Below are 15,949 nucleotides of genomic sequence, written 5' to 3'. Positions count from 1 at the left end.
TCATCCCTTGACGTAGGGCTCGCCGTCGGCCGCGGGGGCCCGTACCCGTCCGACGAACCCGGCCACGGCGACGATGGTGACGATGTAGGGCGCCATGGACAGGAACGACGACGGCACGGTGACCGGCGGCGCGATGATGCCGAGCAGGATCTGCAGCTGATCGGTGAACCCGAACAGCAGCGCGGCGGCGATCGCCCCGCGCGGGCTCCAGCGCCCGAAGATCACCGCTGCGAGCGCGATGAATCCCTTGCCGGACGAGATGTTGCTGTTGAACTGCCCCGAGCCGCCGATGGTCAGCGCCGCACCCGCGAGACCGGCGATCAATCCGCCGAGCAGTACGTTGCGGTAGCGGATGCGATTGACCCGGATTCCGACGGTGTCCGCCGCCTTCGGGTGCTCGCCGACCGCGCGGGTCCGCAGTCCCCAGCGGGTACGGAAGAGGCCGATCTGCACCGCCACCACGAGCCCGTAGGTCAGGTACACGATGATGTTGACGTTGAAGAGCGCCTGACCGAAGACGGGGATGTTGCTCAGCAACGGAATCTTGATCGGCGAGAGCGTCGCCCCGGCGTTGTACGAGTTCTGGTCGTCCTGCATGAACGAGTGGTAGCCCAGGTTGGTCAGGCCCAGCGCGAAGGTGTTGAGCACGACGCCGAGGACGACCTGGTTGACCAGGAAGCGGATGGCGAAGAGCGCGAGCAGCAGTCCCATCAGCGCCCCGCCCAGGATGGCGCCGAGCAAGCCGACGCCGAGGTTCCCGGCAGACGAGGCGAAGAAGGCGCCGGCGAAGGCCCCCAGCAGCATCTGCCCCTCGATCGCGACGTTGATGACGCCCGACCGCTCGCAGACGATGCCGGCGAGGGCTCCGAGGATGTACGGGATCGAGGCCGCGACCGAGTTGCTGACAAGGCCGGTGATGTTGACGTCCGTGTTCGGCGAGCCGGTCGCCGCCCAGATGATGAAGGCGAAGATGAAGAGCAGGACGGAGACGGCGAGCGCCCACTGCATCTGCAGCTTGGTGTATCCGCGGGCCAGCTGCCCGACGCCGAGGAGCATGACGACCACGCCCATCGCCATGGCGACGCCGCCGCCGGGGATACGCACCACCGGGATCATCCATCGGTCGCCGCCCTGCGAGAACGCCAGGCTGGCGTTGCCGTTCTTGGCGCCCACCCCCCAGGCCACGAAGATCACCAGCCCGGTGAGGACGAAGCCCAGACCGGTGAGCAGCTGCTTGCGTCGCGACAGTGGCGGTTCCTCGACCTCGTGTGCAGCGACCTCCGGTCCGTCCGGAGCCTGCGCGTCGGACATCGTGGCGGTCATCCGTTCCACCCCTTCGCCAGAACGCTGGCTCCGGTGCCGGCGCGGGCCGCCCGCAGCCGGAACATGCCGCGAATCAGGGCCGGAGCTGCGACGAAGAGCACGATCATCGGCTGGATCACCGAGACCACGTCGGAGGGGGTCGTGGTCTCCGAGTTCATGACCACGCCGCCGGCCCGGAACGCGCCGAAGAGCAGGCCGGCCAGCACCGTTCCCACCGGGGTTGCCTGCCCGAGCAGAGCCACGGTGATGCCGTCGAAACCGAACCCGGCGTCGATGTCCTGCGTCACGACGTGACGGGTGCCGAGCACCTGCGAGACGCCGATGAGGCCGGCGAGCGCGCCTGAGATCAGCATGACCTTGACGAAACCGCGCTCGACGTTCATGCCGGCGGTGCGGGCGGCGAAGGCGTTGGCGCCGATCGCCCTGATGCTGAAGCCCAGGGTCGAACGGGAGAGCAGCCACCAGCAGAAGACGGCGGCGAGGAGCGCGATGATCAGACCGAAGTGCACCTGGTCGAACAGATGGGGCAGCTGCGCCGACGAGTCGATCGGTGAACTGATGGCCTCGGTGGAATTCGCGGCCTGGAAACCGTTCAGCGTGAGCAGGTAACCGAGCAGGTAGTAGGCCACGTAGTTGAGCATGATCGTCGAGATGACTTCGTGAACACCGGCGCGCGCCTTGAGCACGCCCACCAGCCCGCCCCAGAACGCCCCGCCGACGATGCCGGCAGCGATGGCGACCAGAACATGGAGGCCGGCCGGCAGATGCCAGGCGAAACCGACGTAGCCCGAGCAGATCGCGCCGAAGATGATCTGGCCCTGCACGCCGATGTTGAAGAGACCGGCGCGGAAGGCGACACCGACGGCCAGGCCGCCGAGGATAAGCGGTGCCGCGTTGAGCAGCGTCCCGGAGATGGGCTCGAAGACGCCGACGCCGCCGTTGGAGTACAGCGAATCGGTGTCGAAGACCGAGCCGCGGAACAGGGCGGAGTAGCCGGCCGAGATGGCGGACCAGGCCCGGCTGAAGGTGTCGCCCGGCGAGGCCGTGAAGTAGCCCAGCGCCTCACGGGTCGGCGCATCGGCGATGGCGATGAGCAGCGCCCCGAAGACGAGCGCCACCAGGAACGCGAGGATGGTGACGACGACCTGGTTGCCGTAGAGGTAGGCGTCGAGCAGTCGTCGACCGAGTGACGGCCGCGCCGGTTCGGACGGCTCCGGCGCCGGCTCGGCCGGGGCGGGTGACTTGTCGAGCATGGACATCTAGAGCACGCCCCCTGTCTCGGGATTGGCCGCCGCGGCGCTGAGCGGCGTCGCCTCGGCCCGGGCCTCGGCCACGCTGCTGCCGGCCATGAGCATGCCGATCTGCTCGGCCGGCGTCCCACCGGGGACCTCACCGGCCACGCCGCCGCGGTACATGACGGCGATGCGGTCAGCCAGGCCGAGCACCTCGTCCAGTTCGGTCGAGATGAGGACGACGGCGGTGCCCTTGTCCCGCTCCTCCACGATGCGACGGTGCACGAACTCGATGGAGCCGACGTCCAGTCCCCGCGTGGGCTGGGCGACGATGAGCAGCTTCAGCGGCCGCGACAGCTCGCGGGCGAGAACGACCTTCTGCTGATTTCCGCCGGAGAGCGTGCTTCCCGCCGCGTTCGGGTTCGCCGGCCGGACGTCGAACTCCGTCACACGATGCGCGGCGTTCTTGGCGATCTCGTCCAGCTGCAGATTGCCGGCCTTGGCGAACGGCGGACGCCGGACCATGTCCAGCACGAGGTTCTCCGCCACGGTGAAGCTGCCGACGAGACCGTCGTGCAGCCTGTCCTCGGGGACGTAGCCGACGCCGAGTTCCAGGACACCGGCGGTGTCGAGCGACGCGACCTGCGTGCCGTTGATCGCGATGCTGCCGCTGGTCGGCGTGCGCAGTCCGACGAGGGCCTCGGTGAGTTCGGTCTGACCATTGCCCTGGACGCCGGCGATCGCGTAGATCTCCCCGGCCCGGACCGAGAGGGAGACGTCGTCGACGAGGACGACGCCCTGGTCGTCGACGATCCGCAGCTTGTCGACCTCGAGCACCGGTTCCTTGGGCTCGGCCGGTTGCTTGTCCACGAGCAGTTTGACGGGGCGTCCCACCATCAACGCGGCGAGCTCGGCCGTCGAGGCGCTCGGCTCGGCACTGCCGACGACCTTGCCGCGGCGGATGACCGTGATGCGGTCGGCGATGGCGCGGACCTCGTGCAGCTTGTGACTGATGAAGACGATGGAGGTGCCGCTGTCGCGCAGCGATCGGATGACCGTGATCAGCTCTTCGGTCTCCTGCGGCGTCAGGACGGCGGTTGGCTCGTCGAGCACCAACAGCTTGGCGTCGCGGCTCAGGGCCTTGAGGATCTCGACGCGCTGTTGGACGCCGACGGGAAGGTCCTCGACCAACGCGTCGGGCGGCACGTCAAGACCGAAACGCTCCGAGATCTCCACGAGTTCGCGGCGGGCGCGGCGGCGGGAGAGGAAGTTCGCCTTGACGTGCTCGTGGCCGAGCATGACGTTCTCGGTGACGGTGAAGACCGGGATGAGCATGAAGTGCTGGTGCACCATGCCGATGCCCGCGCGCATCGCATCGCCCGGTCCGTCGAAGACGACAGGCTTGTCGTCGACCAGGATCTGCCCCTCGTCCGGCCGATACAGGCCGTAGAGGACATTCATCAGCGTTGACTTTCCGGCGCCGTTCTCGCCGAGCAACGCATGGATCTCACCGGGTTCGACGACGAGGTCGACGCCGTCGTTCGCGGTCAACGAGCCGAAGCGCTTGGTGATGCCTCGCAGCTCGAGCTTCACTGCTGGTGGTCCACGGGTGGTTCTCCCCTTGTCACGACCGGACGGGCGGGGCGGCGACGCGGTGGCGTCGCCGGACCCCGCCCGGAACGGTCGGGCCTAACTCGTCGCGCTCAGGCGGACGGCTGGCTCTTGGAGGTGATCTTGATCTTGCCGGAGGCGATGTCGGACTTCACCTGGTTCAGCTCGGAGGTGAGGCTGGCAGGCACCTTGGAGGCGAACTGGTGGTAGCTCGCCAGGCCGGTGCCGTTGTTCGCCAGGTTGCCGACGTAGGAACCAGTCGGGAACGTGCCGCCAGCGGCCTTCTCCACGTACTCCTGCACGGCACCGCTCAGGTTCTTGGTGACCGAGGTGATGAAGTACTTGCAGTACTGCGACGCCGACACGCAGCCGTCGGTGTCCACCCAGATCACGTTGGCCTTGCCGCCCGAGGCCTGCGCCGCGGCGCCAGCACCGAGACCCGCGCCACCGGCGACCGGGAAGATGATGTCCGCACCCTGCTGAACGAAGGTCTGGCTGATCTGCTTGCCCTTGTTCTGGTCGGTGAACGACTGCGAGAACGTGCCCGCCTTGGGCTTGTTCTCGTTCCAACCGAGCACCTGGACGTTCTTGCTCTTCTGCTTGTTGTAGTACTGGACGCCCTCCCAGAAGCCGTCCATGTAGATGGTCACCGGCGGGATGTTGAGACCACCCCACGTCGCGACCTTGCCCGTCTTCGTCATTCCCGCAGCGAGGTACCCACCGAGGAAGGCGCCCTGCGCGGTGTTGAACTGCAGGCCGTAGACGTTGCTGCCGGACGACGGGGCGTCGACCTCGGCGAACTGGGACTTGGGGTTGGCAGCGGCGACGCTCTTGACCGCGTCGGCCATCAGACCACCGACGGCGATGACGGTGTTGCAGCCCTTCTGGACCTCTGCCTTGAGGTTGGGCGTGTAGTCGTTGCCCGAGTTCGACGGGATGTAGCTGATCGAGATGTTCGAGTTCTTCTTGTTCGCGGCCTGCAGACCTGCGTAGGACGACTCGTTGAAGGACTTGTCGTCGACGCCGCCGGTGTCGAGCACCATGCAGGCCTTGAACTTGGCGCCGGTCGCGCTGCCCGTACCGGACGCACCGCCGGACTTCGACTCGTCGCTCGGCTTGCTGCCACACGCGGCCAGCATGAGCGCAGTGATCGCGCACCCGGCCACCGCGGCCGTCAACCGAATCGATCGCATAGAGCTACTCCTCTGTTACAGGCCCGGACGACAGGTGCGCGAGGGGTGGTAGCGAACCGCCGGGCAATCGCGGACCTCGGGAGCCTAACCCCCACCGGGCGGCCTCGGATTCGCCGCCACGATCGTCACGCGATCGTTGCCTAGACCGGTTGTCATCGGTCACACCAGCGCCGCGTTCACCTCGGTGGCGACGAAGCGGACGAAGTCCGCGAGCGGGTACGGGTCGTCACCGACGGCGTGCAGCGCGACGTGAGTGGCGCCCGCCCCGGCGAATTCCCGGACCTGCTCCGCGACCGCGGTGGCGGGCTGCCGGTCGGCAATCGTCACGAAGACGACGACGTCGCCCTGCCGGCCGCTGGCCCGCCGCCCGGCATCAAGGGGGTCGCGTGCCTCCAGCAGGTCCTCCGGCTGGGTGCTGCCGGTCAGGATGACGCCGTCGCCCAGCTCGGTCGCGAGCTGCAGGGTCTTCGGCTTGACGGCCCCCACCAGCAGCGGCGGCGCGGGGTCGGGCGGGTAGTCCAGGGCGACGTCGTCCAACCTCACGTAGCGACCGGCAGTGGTGACCCGCTCACCGTGCAGCAGCGCGCGCAGCGCGGTCGTGTACTCGCGCAGCAGCGTCATCGGCGAGTCGACACGCGCACCCACCTGCGCCATCCAGTCGAGGACGCCGTGCCCGACGCCGGGGACGATCCGGCCGGGGAAGAGCCGCTCCAGGGTGGCGAGCTCCATCGCGGTGAGCGCGACGTTGCGCAGCGGGACGGGGAGCAGGCCGATCCCGACCTGCAGGCGCTGCGTCCACGCCAGCACCGCCGCGGCGGCAGCGATGCCGCTCTCGAAGAAGCAGTCCTCCCACAGCCACAGCTGGTCGAGCCCGGCGTCGTCGGCCGCGGTCGCGACGGCACGCAGCTGCTCGGGCGGCTGGTCGGGCGGGAAGATCACGCCGAGGGTGGTCATGCCCGGGATCCTGCCGTCCGGGACCGACAACGGTGCCGGCGGCGGACTCACCGAGGCACCCTCGTCGCCTGCCGCGCTCGTCACACCGTCCCGTCCCGCCCTGCCGTCCCGCCCTGCCGTCCCGCCCTGCCGTCCCGCCCTGCCGTCCCGCCCTGCCGTCCCGCCCTGCCGTCCCGCCCTGCCGTCCCGCCCTGCCGTCCCGCCCTGCCGTCCCGCTGATCAACTTGTACTTTGCGTCGTTCCGACAGCGGAAAGCACAACTTGATCACGGGGAGCAAGACGCATCGATCGATGCATGAGAACCAGCTGTGCGGCGGCCTGCTGTTCACCGCCCCGTCGTTGACCTCTCAGTGCGACATTTCGGACTATCGACACATGACTACCTCACGGAACGGACACGGACGTATCTTCACCCGACGTCGCAGCGTCGCTGACGTGGAGGCTCCACCGGCCTCGGTCTGGGCGCGACGATCAGCCGCAGCCACCGCCGCACTCGCCACGATGATCGGCGTTGCGCTCGCCAACCCCGGTTCGGCGGTGGCCGATCCGGTCTCGGCGCAACAGCCCGCCTCGCCGAGCCTCTCCGACGAATTGGGCCTGCCCGGCGTCGATGGCGCGGCCGACCCCGCCGGCCCGGCGCCCTCGCTGCCCAGCCTGCCGGCGTCGCCGCACACCGTGCAGATCCGGGGAACGGTGAGCGGGTGGTGGGGCGGAACCGCACAGTTCACCGTCGACCCGGACCACCGCCAGGTCTCCGTCGGACTGGGCCCGGTGCTGACCACGCAGCCGAAGGCGGAGATCGGCATGACCACGGGCGGTTCGTTGCCCAAGGAGGGGCCCACCGTCTCGGCGCAGGTCGGCGCGGGGGACAACACCGTCGGCGTGACCGTCGGCCCGGACGGCAGCGTCGGCACCTACACCGACCGCAGCGCGAGGGTCACCTCGGCGATCCCGCTGGGACCGGTACGCAACAGCATCAAGGAGAGCACCAGCGCGGACGGGACGACCACCACGTCGGAGTCGAGCAAGATCGGCTTCACGCCGCCGTACACCGGCAAGCTGCCGGACGCCAAGCTGCAGCTGGAGAACAACTGGACGTTCTCGGTCAGCGACGACATGATGCTCGCGATCAACGCCCTCCTCGGCCTCCCTGACACGCCGGCACAGGCCGCGCTGCGGGAGCAGAACCGGCAGCAGGCCGTGCAGTCGGACGCCCTCGGGCTGCCTGGTGTCCCGTCACCGGCTCCGGCGCCCCCCGCCGTCGAGACGCCGGTCGACACCACCACGCCCGCCGTCGAGACGCCGGTCGACACCACCACGCCCGCCGACACCCCGGTCGACACCGCCCCGCCCGCCGACACGCCCGTCGACACTGCGCCGCCGGCCGACACGCCGGTCGACACCACCACCCCCGCCGACACGCCGGTCGACACTGCCCCGCCGGCCGCGGACACGCCGGTCGACACCACCACCCCGGCCGACACGCCGGTCGACACTGCCCCGCCGGCCGACACCACCCCGGCCGACACGCCGGTCGACACTGCCCCGCCGGCCGACACCACCCCGGCCGACACCCCGGTCGACACCACCACCACGCCCGACACCACCACCCCGGCCGACACCACCACCCCGGCCGACACCACCCCGCCCGACACCGCCCCGCCCGCCGACACGCCCGTCGACACCGCCCCGCCCGCCGACACGCCCGTCGACACTGCCCCGCCCGCCGACACGCCGGTCGACACCACCCCGCCCGCAGACACCCCGGCCGACACCACCCCGCCCGCAGACACCCCGGCCGACACCACCCCGCCCGACACCACCCCGGCCGACACCACCCCGGCCGACACCACCCCGGCCGACACCACCCCGCCCGCAGACACCCCGGCCGACACCACCACGCCCGACACCACCACGCCCGACACCACCACGGCCGACACCACCACGGCCGACACCACCCCGGCCGACACCACCACGCCCGACACCACCACGCCCGACACCACCACGCCCGACACCACCCCGGCCGACACCGCGCCCGCAGCGGCGGCGCCCGTTGCGGCGGCGCCCGTTGCGGCACCGGTGGCGGCTCCGGTGGCGGCTCCGCCCGCCATCGAGCAGCCGGCGGTGTCGGCTCCGGCGGTCCCCGCACCGGCGATCGCCGAGCCCAGCACCCCGGAGATCTCGACTCCGGAGATCTCGACCCCTGATCCGGTGTCGTCCAGCACCGGCGTCAACCCGAACACGCCCGCAGAGGTCGACCCGAACGGATCCGGGTCGTCAGAACTGAACACCGGGTCGTCCGACCTGGGCGGGTCCAGCGACCTGGGCGGGTCCAGCGACCTCGGCGGGTCCAGCGACCTCGGCGGGTCCAGCGACCTCGGCGGGTCCAGCGACCTCGGCGGGTCCAGCGACCTCGGCGGTGCCGACGCCGGCTCCTCCGGCGAGTAAGCCTCCCCACTCATCATCAACAGGCGGTTGTGGTCGCTATGACGACCACAACCGCCTGTTGATCACCAGCCTCAGCGCGCGACCCGTCGATCACCGTCCGGTGCGGGACATCAACGCGGGACCTCAGCGCGAGGTGAGATCCCCCAGCCGGGACCGCCAGCGGGCGACCTCCTCGGCGACCCGCTCGGGCGACGTGCCCCCGAGACTGCGCCGGGAGTGGACCGAGTCCGTCACGCCGAGGACGGTGAAGACGTCGTCGGTGATGCGCTCGTCCACGCCCTGCATCTGCTCCAGCGTCAACTCGGCCAACGTCGCATCGTGCTCGTCGGCCAGCCGCACCAGCCGTCCCGTCACGTGGTGCGCCTCGCGGAACGGCATGCCGAGCGCGCGCACCAGCCAGTCGGCGAGGTCGGTGGCGGTGGCGTGGGCCGAGCCAGCGGCAGCGGCCATCTTCTCGGGCTTGGCGACGAGGTCGCCCACCATCCCGACCATGGCCTTAAGGCAGAGCTCGAAGGTGTCGGCCGCGTCGAAGGTGGCCTCCTTGTCCTCCTGCATGTCCTTGGAGAACGTCAGCGGCAGCGCCTTCATCACCGTCAGCAGTCCCACCAGGTGGCCGTGCACCCGGCCGACCTTGCCGCGCACCAGCTCGGCGGCGTCCGGATTGCGCTTCTGCGGCATGATCGACGACCCCGTCGTCCACGCGTCCGACAGCTCGACGAAGCCGAACTGCGGCGACATCCAGAGCACGATCTCCTCGGCCAGCCGGGACAGGTGCGTCATGGCCAGCGACGCCGAGGCGAGGTATTCGAGCGCGAAGTCACGGTCGGAGACAGCGTCGAGCGAGTTGTGCATCGGCCCGGCGAAACCGAGCAGCTCGGCCGTCCGCTCCCGGTCGATGGGGAAGCTCGTCCCGGCCAGCGCTGCGGCACCCAGCGGCGCCTCGTTCATCCGCGCCCGAGCGTCGGACAACCGCCCATGGTCACGGCCGAACATCTCGACGTAGGCCATCAGGTGGTGGCCGAAGGAGACCGGCTGCGCACTCTGCAGGTGCGTGTAGCCAGGCATGATCGTCGCGGCATGGTTCTCCGCGTGATCTAGCAGCGCGAAGATCAACTGCTGCAGCAGGTCCAGCGCACGGTCCTCGGCGTCACGCACCCACAGCCGGAAGCTCGTCGCCACCTGGTCGTTGCGGCTGCGCGCGGTGTGCAGCCGCCCCGCGGCCGGACCGATGAGCTCGCCGAGGCGCGCCTCGATGTTCATGTGGATGTCCTCGAGGGCGACCGAGAACGGGAAGTCCCCCGCGGCGATCTCGGCCCGGACCGACTCCAGCCCTGTGAGGATGGCCTCGGCGTCGTCGGCCGGGATGATGCCCTGCTCGCGCAGCATCGTGGCGTGGGCGACGGAGTTGTCGAGATCCTGCATCGCCATGCGCCGGTCGAAGCCGATGGAGGCGTTGATCTGCTCCATGACCTCGGCGAGATCGGCCCCGAAGCGTCCGCGGAGCAGACCGCCGCCCGTGCCGCCGTCGTCGACCATCGGTGTTACCGCCTACCTGTCAGAGGGACGCCGCGCCGCCGCAGAGCTCCGGCACAAACGAGGTGCGAATCTACCGGACCCCGCCCTCGCGACCGCCAGGGCGGAGCCTCAGGCCTCCAGCAGCGACCAGAAGTAGTGCAGGTCCACCAGCGGCACGTCGGCCTCCCCGGACTGGTCCCAGCTCAGCTCTTCCCAGCGGCGCCAGAGCTCGACCAGCTCAGCCTGCAGCTCCCGCTGTTGCGCCAGGGTGAGCCGGAGCGATCCCCGGGCCAGGACGGTCTCGGGCGAGTCCGCGCCGTCGTCGCCGACCTGGCTACGAGCCTCCAGCCGCTGCACCATCCGCGCCCGCATCGGGCCGAGCTGGGCGTCGATCACGGCGGCCCGAGCGGCGGGGTCGGTGAGCCCGCTCGCCACGATGTCATAGACCTCGGCGGGCGCCTCCCAGAGCCGCTGGCGGCCGTCCACCTCGCCGCCGGCACGCTGCACCAGGCCGTGCCGCTCCAGCTCACGCAGGTGGTAGCTCATCGAGCTGGGGCTGACCCCCGCCCCCTCCGACAGGTCGGTGGCGGTAGCCCGGCGCTGGGTGGTGAAGAGATCGTCGAAGGCCGCGAACCGGGCCGGCAGCGCCAGGCACTGGAACTGCTCGACCCGGTCCAGGACGAGCACCCGCGGCTTCGGCGTGCGCAGCTCGACCACCTCCGTGACGGACACTACTGCGCGCGGCCTCCGCCGAGGGTGCGTCCGCCCGCGTTCCGGGTCGTCACGACCTGCGACCGCGCACCCGCCGCGCCCTGCAGGTGCAGGACGAGCAGCTTCGGCAGGGCGGTGCCGCGACGGTGCACGGTGACGTACCCGGCCCGGTCGGCGAAGAGTGCGGCGCCGTTACCGCTGCGCGCGGCCGAGCCGAACCAGACGGTGGGGCGGTAGACGTCGAACTTCACCGTGGCGGTGCTGTCGACGGTGTAGTCGGGGGTGGCCTTGGACCGTCCGGGGGCGTAGTAGGACGACGTCGCCACCTTGTACGCGATGGTGGTCGCCTTGGTCCCCTTCGTGTACCCGAGCGCGGCCAGCGACACCGGCAGGACCATGACATTGGTGTCGAAGACGTTGGTGTCGACGTTGCCGGCCAGACCATTCACCGGACGCTGGTCGACAATCGCGCCGGTCGCCATGTCGAACGTGGTCGCGAACGGCTGGTCGATGCCGGGCGAGAACGTCACCGTGGTGACGAAGTCGGTGATGCCATCGCCGTTGACGTCGAGGTAGACCGACGGCGTGCTGCTCGGCACCAGGCTCCCCCACTGACCGTCCATCTGGATACCGAAGCTGAGCATGCCCTTGGACGGGTCCCGCAGCTGCGGAGCCGTGCTCGAGGCTCCCACCGCGCGGATGTCGACCGAGGCGAGGGTGTGCTTCGCCGTCCCCGCCGGGAAGCTCTCCCGCGGGTCGCTGGTGCCGAACTGCATCGGCGCGAGCAGCGAGGCGTAGCGACCGGTGCCGCTGCCCTGCGAGACGCCCCGTCCGGTGAGCCGCAGCTGCCCTGTCGTGGCCCGCTTGCCGAAGGTCACGGCGGAGGCAGTGGTCTTGGAGACGGGCTTGGGGGCGGCGAAGACGGCAACGCGGAGGTTGGGCTGCCCCTTGTCACGGGCGGTCAGCTGGACCACGCCGGAGGCGTCCGGGACGAACTGCCGCGCGACACCGGACTGCGTTGCCTGCATCGTCGGTTCGAGGACGCGGCGCAGCGTGGCCGCGTTCGGGATGGAGAGCGTGACGGAGAAGCTCGCCTGGCCGCGGGCCGGCACGGTGACCGAGCTGCGCGACAGCGTGTACGTCACGCCCGGCAGCGCGGACCGCGACCGGTAGCTGAGGCCGAAGCTCCGCGTCGCCGATCCGGTGTTGCGGACGGTGAAGGGCAGGGTGCGGACGAACTTCCGGTCCACCTCGACGACACCGAAGGAGCCGGTGACCAGGCCGGGGTCGACCTTACTGGCCACGAGCACCTGGTTGGTCACCGCCGCGGCGGCGTCAACCCGACCGGTGCCGGCACGTGCCGGGGCGTACGCGATCGGCGATTGACCCCCGGTGGTGATGTCGTGGTTGGCGGCGTTCATGACGTCGGTCTTGACGTCGGAGGCCTTCCAGGTCGGGTGGGCCTGCTTCACCAGCGCGGCGATGCCCGCGACGAGCGGCGAGGCCATGGAGGTGCCCGACAGTACGAGCGACTTGGTGCCGGTGCCGTTACCGGCCGAGACGATGCTCTCGCCGGGGGCGCTGACGTCGGGCTTGACGATGTCGTCGAACGAGCCGTGCAGACCCCGCGACGAGAACGACGCGAGGGTGTCGGCCAGCCGCGGGTCGTCCGCGCCGACGACGCCGGCCCGGGTGGGGTCGAGGGTGACGCGCAGGGTGCCGGCGGCGAGCGCCGGGGCGAGTGCGTTGGTCGTCTTGGCCGTCATCTGCAGGCCCGGCAGGTCACCGTCACCGGCGATGCCGCCGTCGAAGATGTCGTCGGTCGAGGTGAGCAGGACCCCCGCCGCACCCGCGGCTGCGGCGTTCTGCCAGCGCGGCGCGGAGCCGCAGGCGCGGTTCTCGTCGGCCCAGGTCAGCCAGACGATCTTGCCCGCGATCGTGGCGGCGTCGGCGCTGCTGAAGGCCTGGCAGCCGTCCCGGTCCGCGGCCGGCTGCACGACGTCAGCCGTCGCGCCGATGCTCGACTGGTTGAGCGAGTACTGGCCGACCCACGGGTTCTTCGCGGCGAGCGAGCTCGGAGCGTCGACGGAGAAGGCGTCCTGGACGACGTGCCCGCTGGAGCTGGCGGCGACGGCGAGGGCGTCGGCGGTGTTGCCGGGGCTACCGGCGACATCGGTGAGGTCGCCGGCGTTGCCGGCCGCGAGCACCGGCAGCACGCCGGCGGCGACCAGCGCCTGCAGCTTGGCGTTGTCCGGGTCGTCGGGGGCGCCGTAGTTGCTGCCGAGCGAGAGGTTGACGACGTCGATCCGGGTGCCGCCGGCGATGGCCGCGCCGATCCAGTCCAGCGCGGCGCCGGTGAGGTCGGTGGAGCCGCCGTTGTCGCCGAAGACCTTGAGGGCGTAGACGCCTGCGCCGGGGGCAGCACCCGGACCGACGGCCATCGTCTTCAGCGTGGCCGCGTCCAGCGTGCGGTAGTCGCCGCGGAAGGTGGTGCCCTGCGCGGTGACGCCGTAGCCGACAGCCGTGCCGGTCACGTGCGTGCCGTGGTTGCCGCCGGGTCCGTCGAGGGGGTTGGCGTCCGGCACCGGGTAGGGGTCGTACGCCGTCGGATTGGTGGAGTCGGCGTTGTAGTGGGCACCGGCGAAGTCGTAGCCGCCGAGGAACTTCTCCGGGTCGTACCAGGCCGGGTTCGGCGCCGCCGTGCTGGCCAGCGCCTGCTCGTAGGCCGCCGTCGTCCCGGGACCGCCGAAGTCGGCGTGGGTGTAGTCCATGCCGGTGTCGATCACCGCGACGTGGACGCCGGCGCCGGTCCGGCCGGTCTGCTGCCACACCTTGAGTGCCTGCGTGAACGCATCGGACGCGGCGTTGGCCGGTGTCGCGCCGCCGGCGGGGGAACCCGGTGCGTCGCTGGCGGTCCGGGTGACCAGCGGGGTCACCGACACCACGGACGGGTTCGCCGCCAGCCGCCGCAGCGCAGCCACGTCGGCGAAGACCGCGACGCCCGGCACCGTGTAACGGCTGGTGTAGAGCACGCTGCTCTTCGGGTCCTCGGCGCGGACCGCCGCACGGACCTGCGTCGCCGCGCCGGTGATCTGCGCGACCCGCGCCGCCACCGGCGCCTTCGCGGCCTGCACCGCCGCCCGCGACACGGTTCGGCCCGCGCGGACACCGGCGGCCGCGGCGACGGCGAGGCCGCCGTTACCGGAGAGCCGCACGAAGGCGGCGATGCGTCCGGTGCGACCGGCGAGGGCGGCGACCGGGTTGCTCGCCGGATGCCGGCTCGCCGCGGCGAAGCCGACGCCGGGGAGCGACGGGGTGGCCGCGGCGGCGGGGCTGACGGCACCGGTCACGCCGACGACCGCGGTGAGGGCAACCCCCGCTGCGAGAGCACGACGGCGAGAAGAGGGGCAGGACGGCATGGCGAGGCCTTTCTGGCCGGGTGGGACGAGCCGGGTGGGACGAGCAGAGTGGGACGACGAACCGGCGCGCCGACGGACGGCGCGGCCGCGGGAAGCGTCAGGCGGTGACGACGAGCGGTGCGGAGAGGTGTCCGCCGCTGAAGAAGACCTCGACGAGGTACCGGCCGGCCGGCTGCGGCCGGGCGAAGACGGCGCGGAACCGCGCGGTGCCGTCGTCGTCGACCGTGCTCGACAGCATCATCGAACCCTCGGGTGCCTGGCCGTCACGCAGCGCCGGGAAGTGCAGGTCCGGAGCAGTCACCGACAGGTTGACGAAGGAGCCGGCGGGGGCGTTGCTGACGAAGACGACCGCGCCCTTGCCGTCGGTGTTCGCATCGGCTGCGGTGAGCAGGCCGGGCGAGACCGCGAGCGCCGCGTTCGGGGGGTAGTTGCCCGCGGCGTCGGTGAGGATGAAGGTTCCCGAGACGGTGTTGCCGGTGACTCGCGAGATCGCCGTCATCCGGTAGGTGCCGAGGGGAAGGCTGCCGTTGGCCCGCAGCGTGTCCTTGTAGCGCCCCTCACCGTTGCTCCGGACCGTGCCGATCGGCGCGACCGCACCGAGCGGCGTCGAGATGGTGACGTCCATGGCGTCGAAGGCGCCGACGCCAGCGATCTGCCACGGCAGCGGAGTCGCGCGCAGCGCCGCTTCGCTGAGCTTGCGCGGCGAGAACGTCAACGAGCCCTTGCTCGTCCGGGGCTTGCCGTTGGTGACCCGGTAGGTCGCCGAGCCGTAGGCGCCGGATTGCGCGATGACGCTCAAAATCCAGTCGCCGGTGGGGATCGCGACGGTGGCCGACCCCAACGCGTAGCGGAAGGTGCCGGTCGCGTCGGCGTAGAGCACCTGATCCCCGGCCACCGCCTGTCCCGAGCCGTCGGGACCGAAGAGGTTGACGAAGAGCCGCTCGTGCGGCGCGAGGCCGTAGGCGGTGAGGGTGATCGGCGTGCGGATGAACTGGTCCTGGCTGATCGTCGTGGGCGAGGTGGAGACCCGCAGCGTCTGCAGGGCGTTGGCCGTCACCGTCAGCGAGGCCGTGGCGATCCGCCCGCTGCGCTGGCCGGTGGCGCGCAGCTGGTGGACGCCGACAGGGGCGCCGTTGGTCTCGGTCCGGTAGACGTGGTCGAGCCGGCCGTCGGCATCGGCGGCGACCGTCTCGTAGGTGAGCTTCCGGCCGCTCGGCGCGGTGTCGGTGACGACGACCGGCTCACCCGGTGCGAAGCCGGTGCCGGTCACCTCCACCCCGGTCGACCAGTAGGTGTAGGTCTCGATCGACGACGGCGAGACGGTGATGTCGGCCGTGTCGGCGGCCGGGGCGGCGAAGGCGAGGCGCGCGCCCTTCACGGTCGGGGCGGCCGCCGTGGACGTGGCCTTCCCCAACGTCCAGGACGTCGGCTTGGCGGCGGCCGGCGCGGTCGCGGCCGGCTTGCTCGCCATGGGAGCCGGGGCCGTAGCCGTGGCGGGGGCCGCGACGCCCGCGGTCGCCGCCAGCATCGTGGCCACGACGAC

Annotated in this window: 10 protein-coding genes; 1 reads left to right on the top strand and 9 read right to left on the bottom strand. The window is 71.0% G+C overall.

Going from position 1 to position 15,949, the window contains the following annotated elements; translation table 11 throughout:
* The 5 genes from AC0NZQ_RS05895 to AC0NZQ_RS05875 form a co-directional block, all read right to left on the bottom strand.
* Positions 1–1,323, bottom strand: coding sequence for an ABC transporter permease (locus tag AC0NZQ_RS05895; protein ID WP_474528722.1), 1,323 nt, complete (start codon positions 1,321–1,323; stop codon positions 1–3).
* Positions 1,320–2,582 carry an ABC transporter permease gene (locus tag AC0NZQ_RS05890; protein ID WP_474528721.1) on the bottom strand — a complete coding sequence of 421 codons (1,263 nt, stop codon included), beginning with the start codon at positions 2,580–2,582 and terminating at the stop codon, positions 1,320–1,322. The genes AC0NZQ_RS05895 and AC0NZQ_RS05890 overlap by 4 nt, the downstream gene beginning before the upstream one ends.
* Positions 2,583–4,148 (bottom strand): ABC transporter ATP-binding protein, encoded by a 1,566-nt coding sequence (locus AC0NZQ_RS05885; protein ID WP_474528720.1) that lies wholly within the window; start codon positions 4,146–4,148, stop codon positions 2,583–2,585.
* A gap of 110 nt (positions 4,149–4,258) precedes the next feature.
* Entirely contained in the window at positions 4,259–5,359 is a 1,101-nt protein-coding gene (locus AC0NZQ_RS05880) for a BMP family lipoprotein (RefSeq protein WP_474528719.1), read from the bottom strand.
* 159 nt (positions 5,360–5,518) lie between these two features.
* Positions 5,519–6,313 carry an LLM class flavin-dependent oxidoreductase gene (locus AC0NZQ_RS05875; RefSeq protein WP_474528718.1) on the bottom strand — a complete coding sequence of 265 codons (795 nt, stop codon included), beginning with the start codon at positions 6,311–6,313 and terminating at the stop codon, positions 5,519–5,521.
* A 435-nt stretch (positions 6,314–6,748) separates the two neighbouring features.
* On the opposite strand from AC0NZQ_RS05875, the gene AC0NZQ_RS05870 reads away from it, so the two are divergent.
* The gene (locus AC0NZQ_RS05870) at positions 6,749–8,761 is read left to right on the top strand and encodes a hypothetical protein (RefSeq protein WP_474528717.1); all 2,013 of its coding nucleotides are present in this window, start codon (positions 6,749–6,751) and stop codon (positions 8,759–8,761) included.
* Between the two features lie 123 nt (positions 8,762–8,884).
* Here the strand turns inward: AC0NZQ_RS05870 and argH are convergent, their stop codons facing one another.
* From argH to AC0NZQ_RS05850, 4 genes are all read right to left on the bottom strand, one after another.
* Positions 8,885–10,297, bottom strand: a complete 1,413-nt coding sequence (gene argH / locus AC0NZQ_RS05865) for an argininosuccinate lyase (RefSeq protein WP_474528716.1) — start codon at positions 10,295–10,297, stop codon at positions 8,885–8,887.
* Positions 10,298–10,405: 108 nt separating this feature from the next.
* The gene (locus AC0NZQ_RS05860; RefSeq protein WP_474528715.1) at positions 10,406–11,008 is read right to left on the bottom strand and encodes a helix-turn-helix domain-containing protein; all 603 of its coding nucleotides are present in this window, start codon (positions 11,006–11,008) and stop codon (positions 10,406–10,408) included.
* Entirely contained in the window at positions 11,008–14,337 is a 3,330-nt protein-coding gene (locus AC0NZQ_RS05855) for a S8 family peptidase (RefSeq protein ID WP_474528714.1), read from the bottom strand. The genes AC0NZQ_RS05860 and AC0NZQ_RS05855 overlap by 1 nt, the downstream gene beginning before the upstream one ends.
* A gap of 166 nt (positions 14,338–14,503) precedes the next feature.
* Positions 14,504–15,943 (bottom strand): hypothetical protein, encoded by a 1,440-nt coding sequence (locus tag AC0NZQ_RS05850; protein WP_474528713.1) that lies wholly within the window; start codon positions 15,941–15,943, stop codon positions 14,504–14,506.
* Positions 15,944–15,949: the final 6 nt, after the last annotated feature.

The sequence above is a fragment of the Jatrophihabitans sp. sgz311053 genome, assembly GCF_056135305.1.
This window is presented reverse-complemented; position numbering and strand designations above follow the sequence as displayed.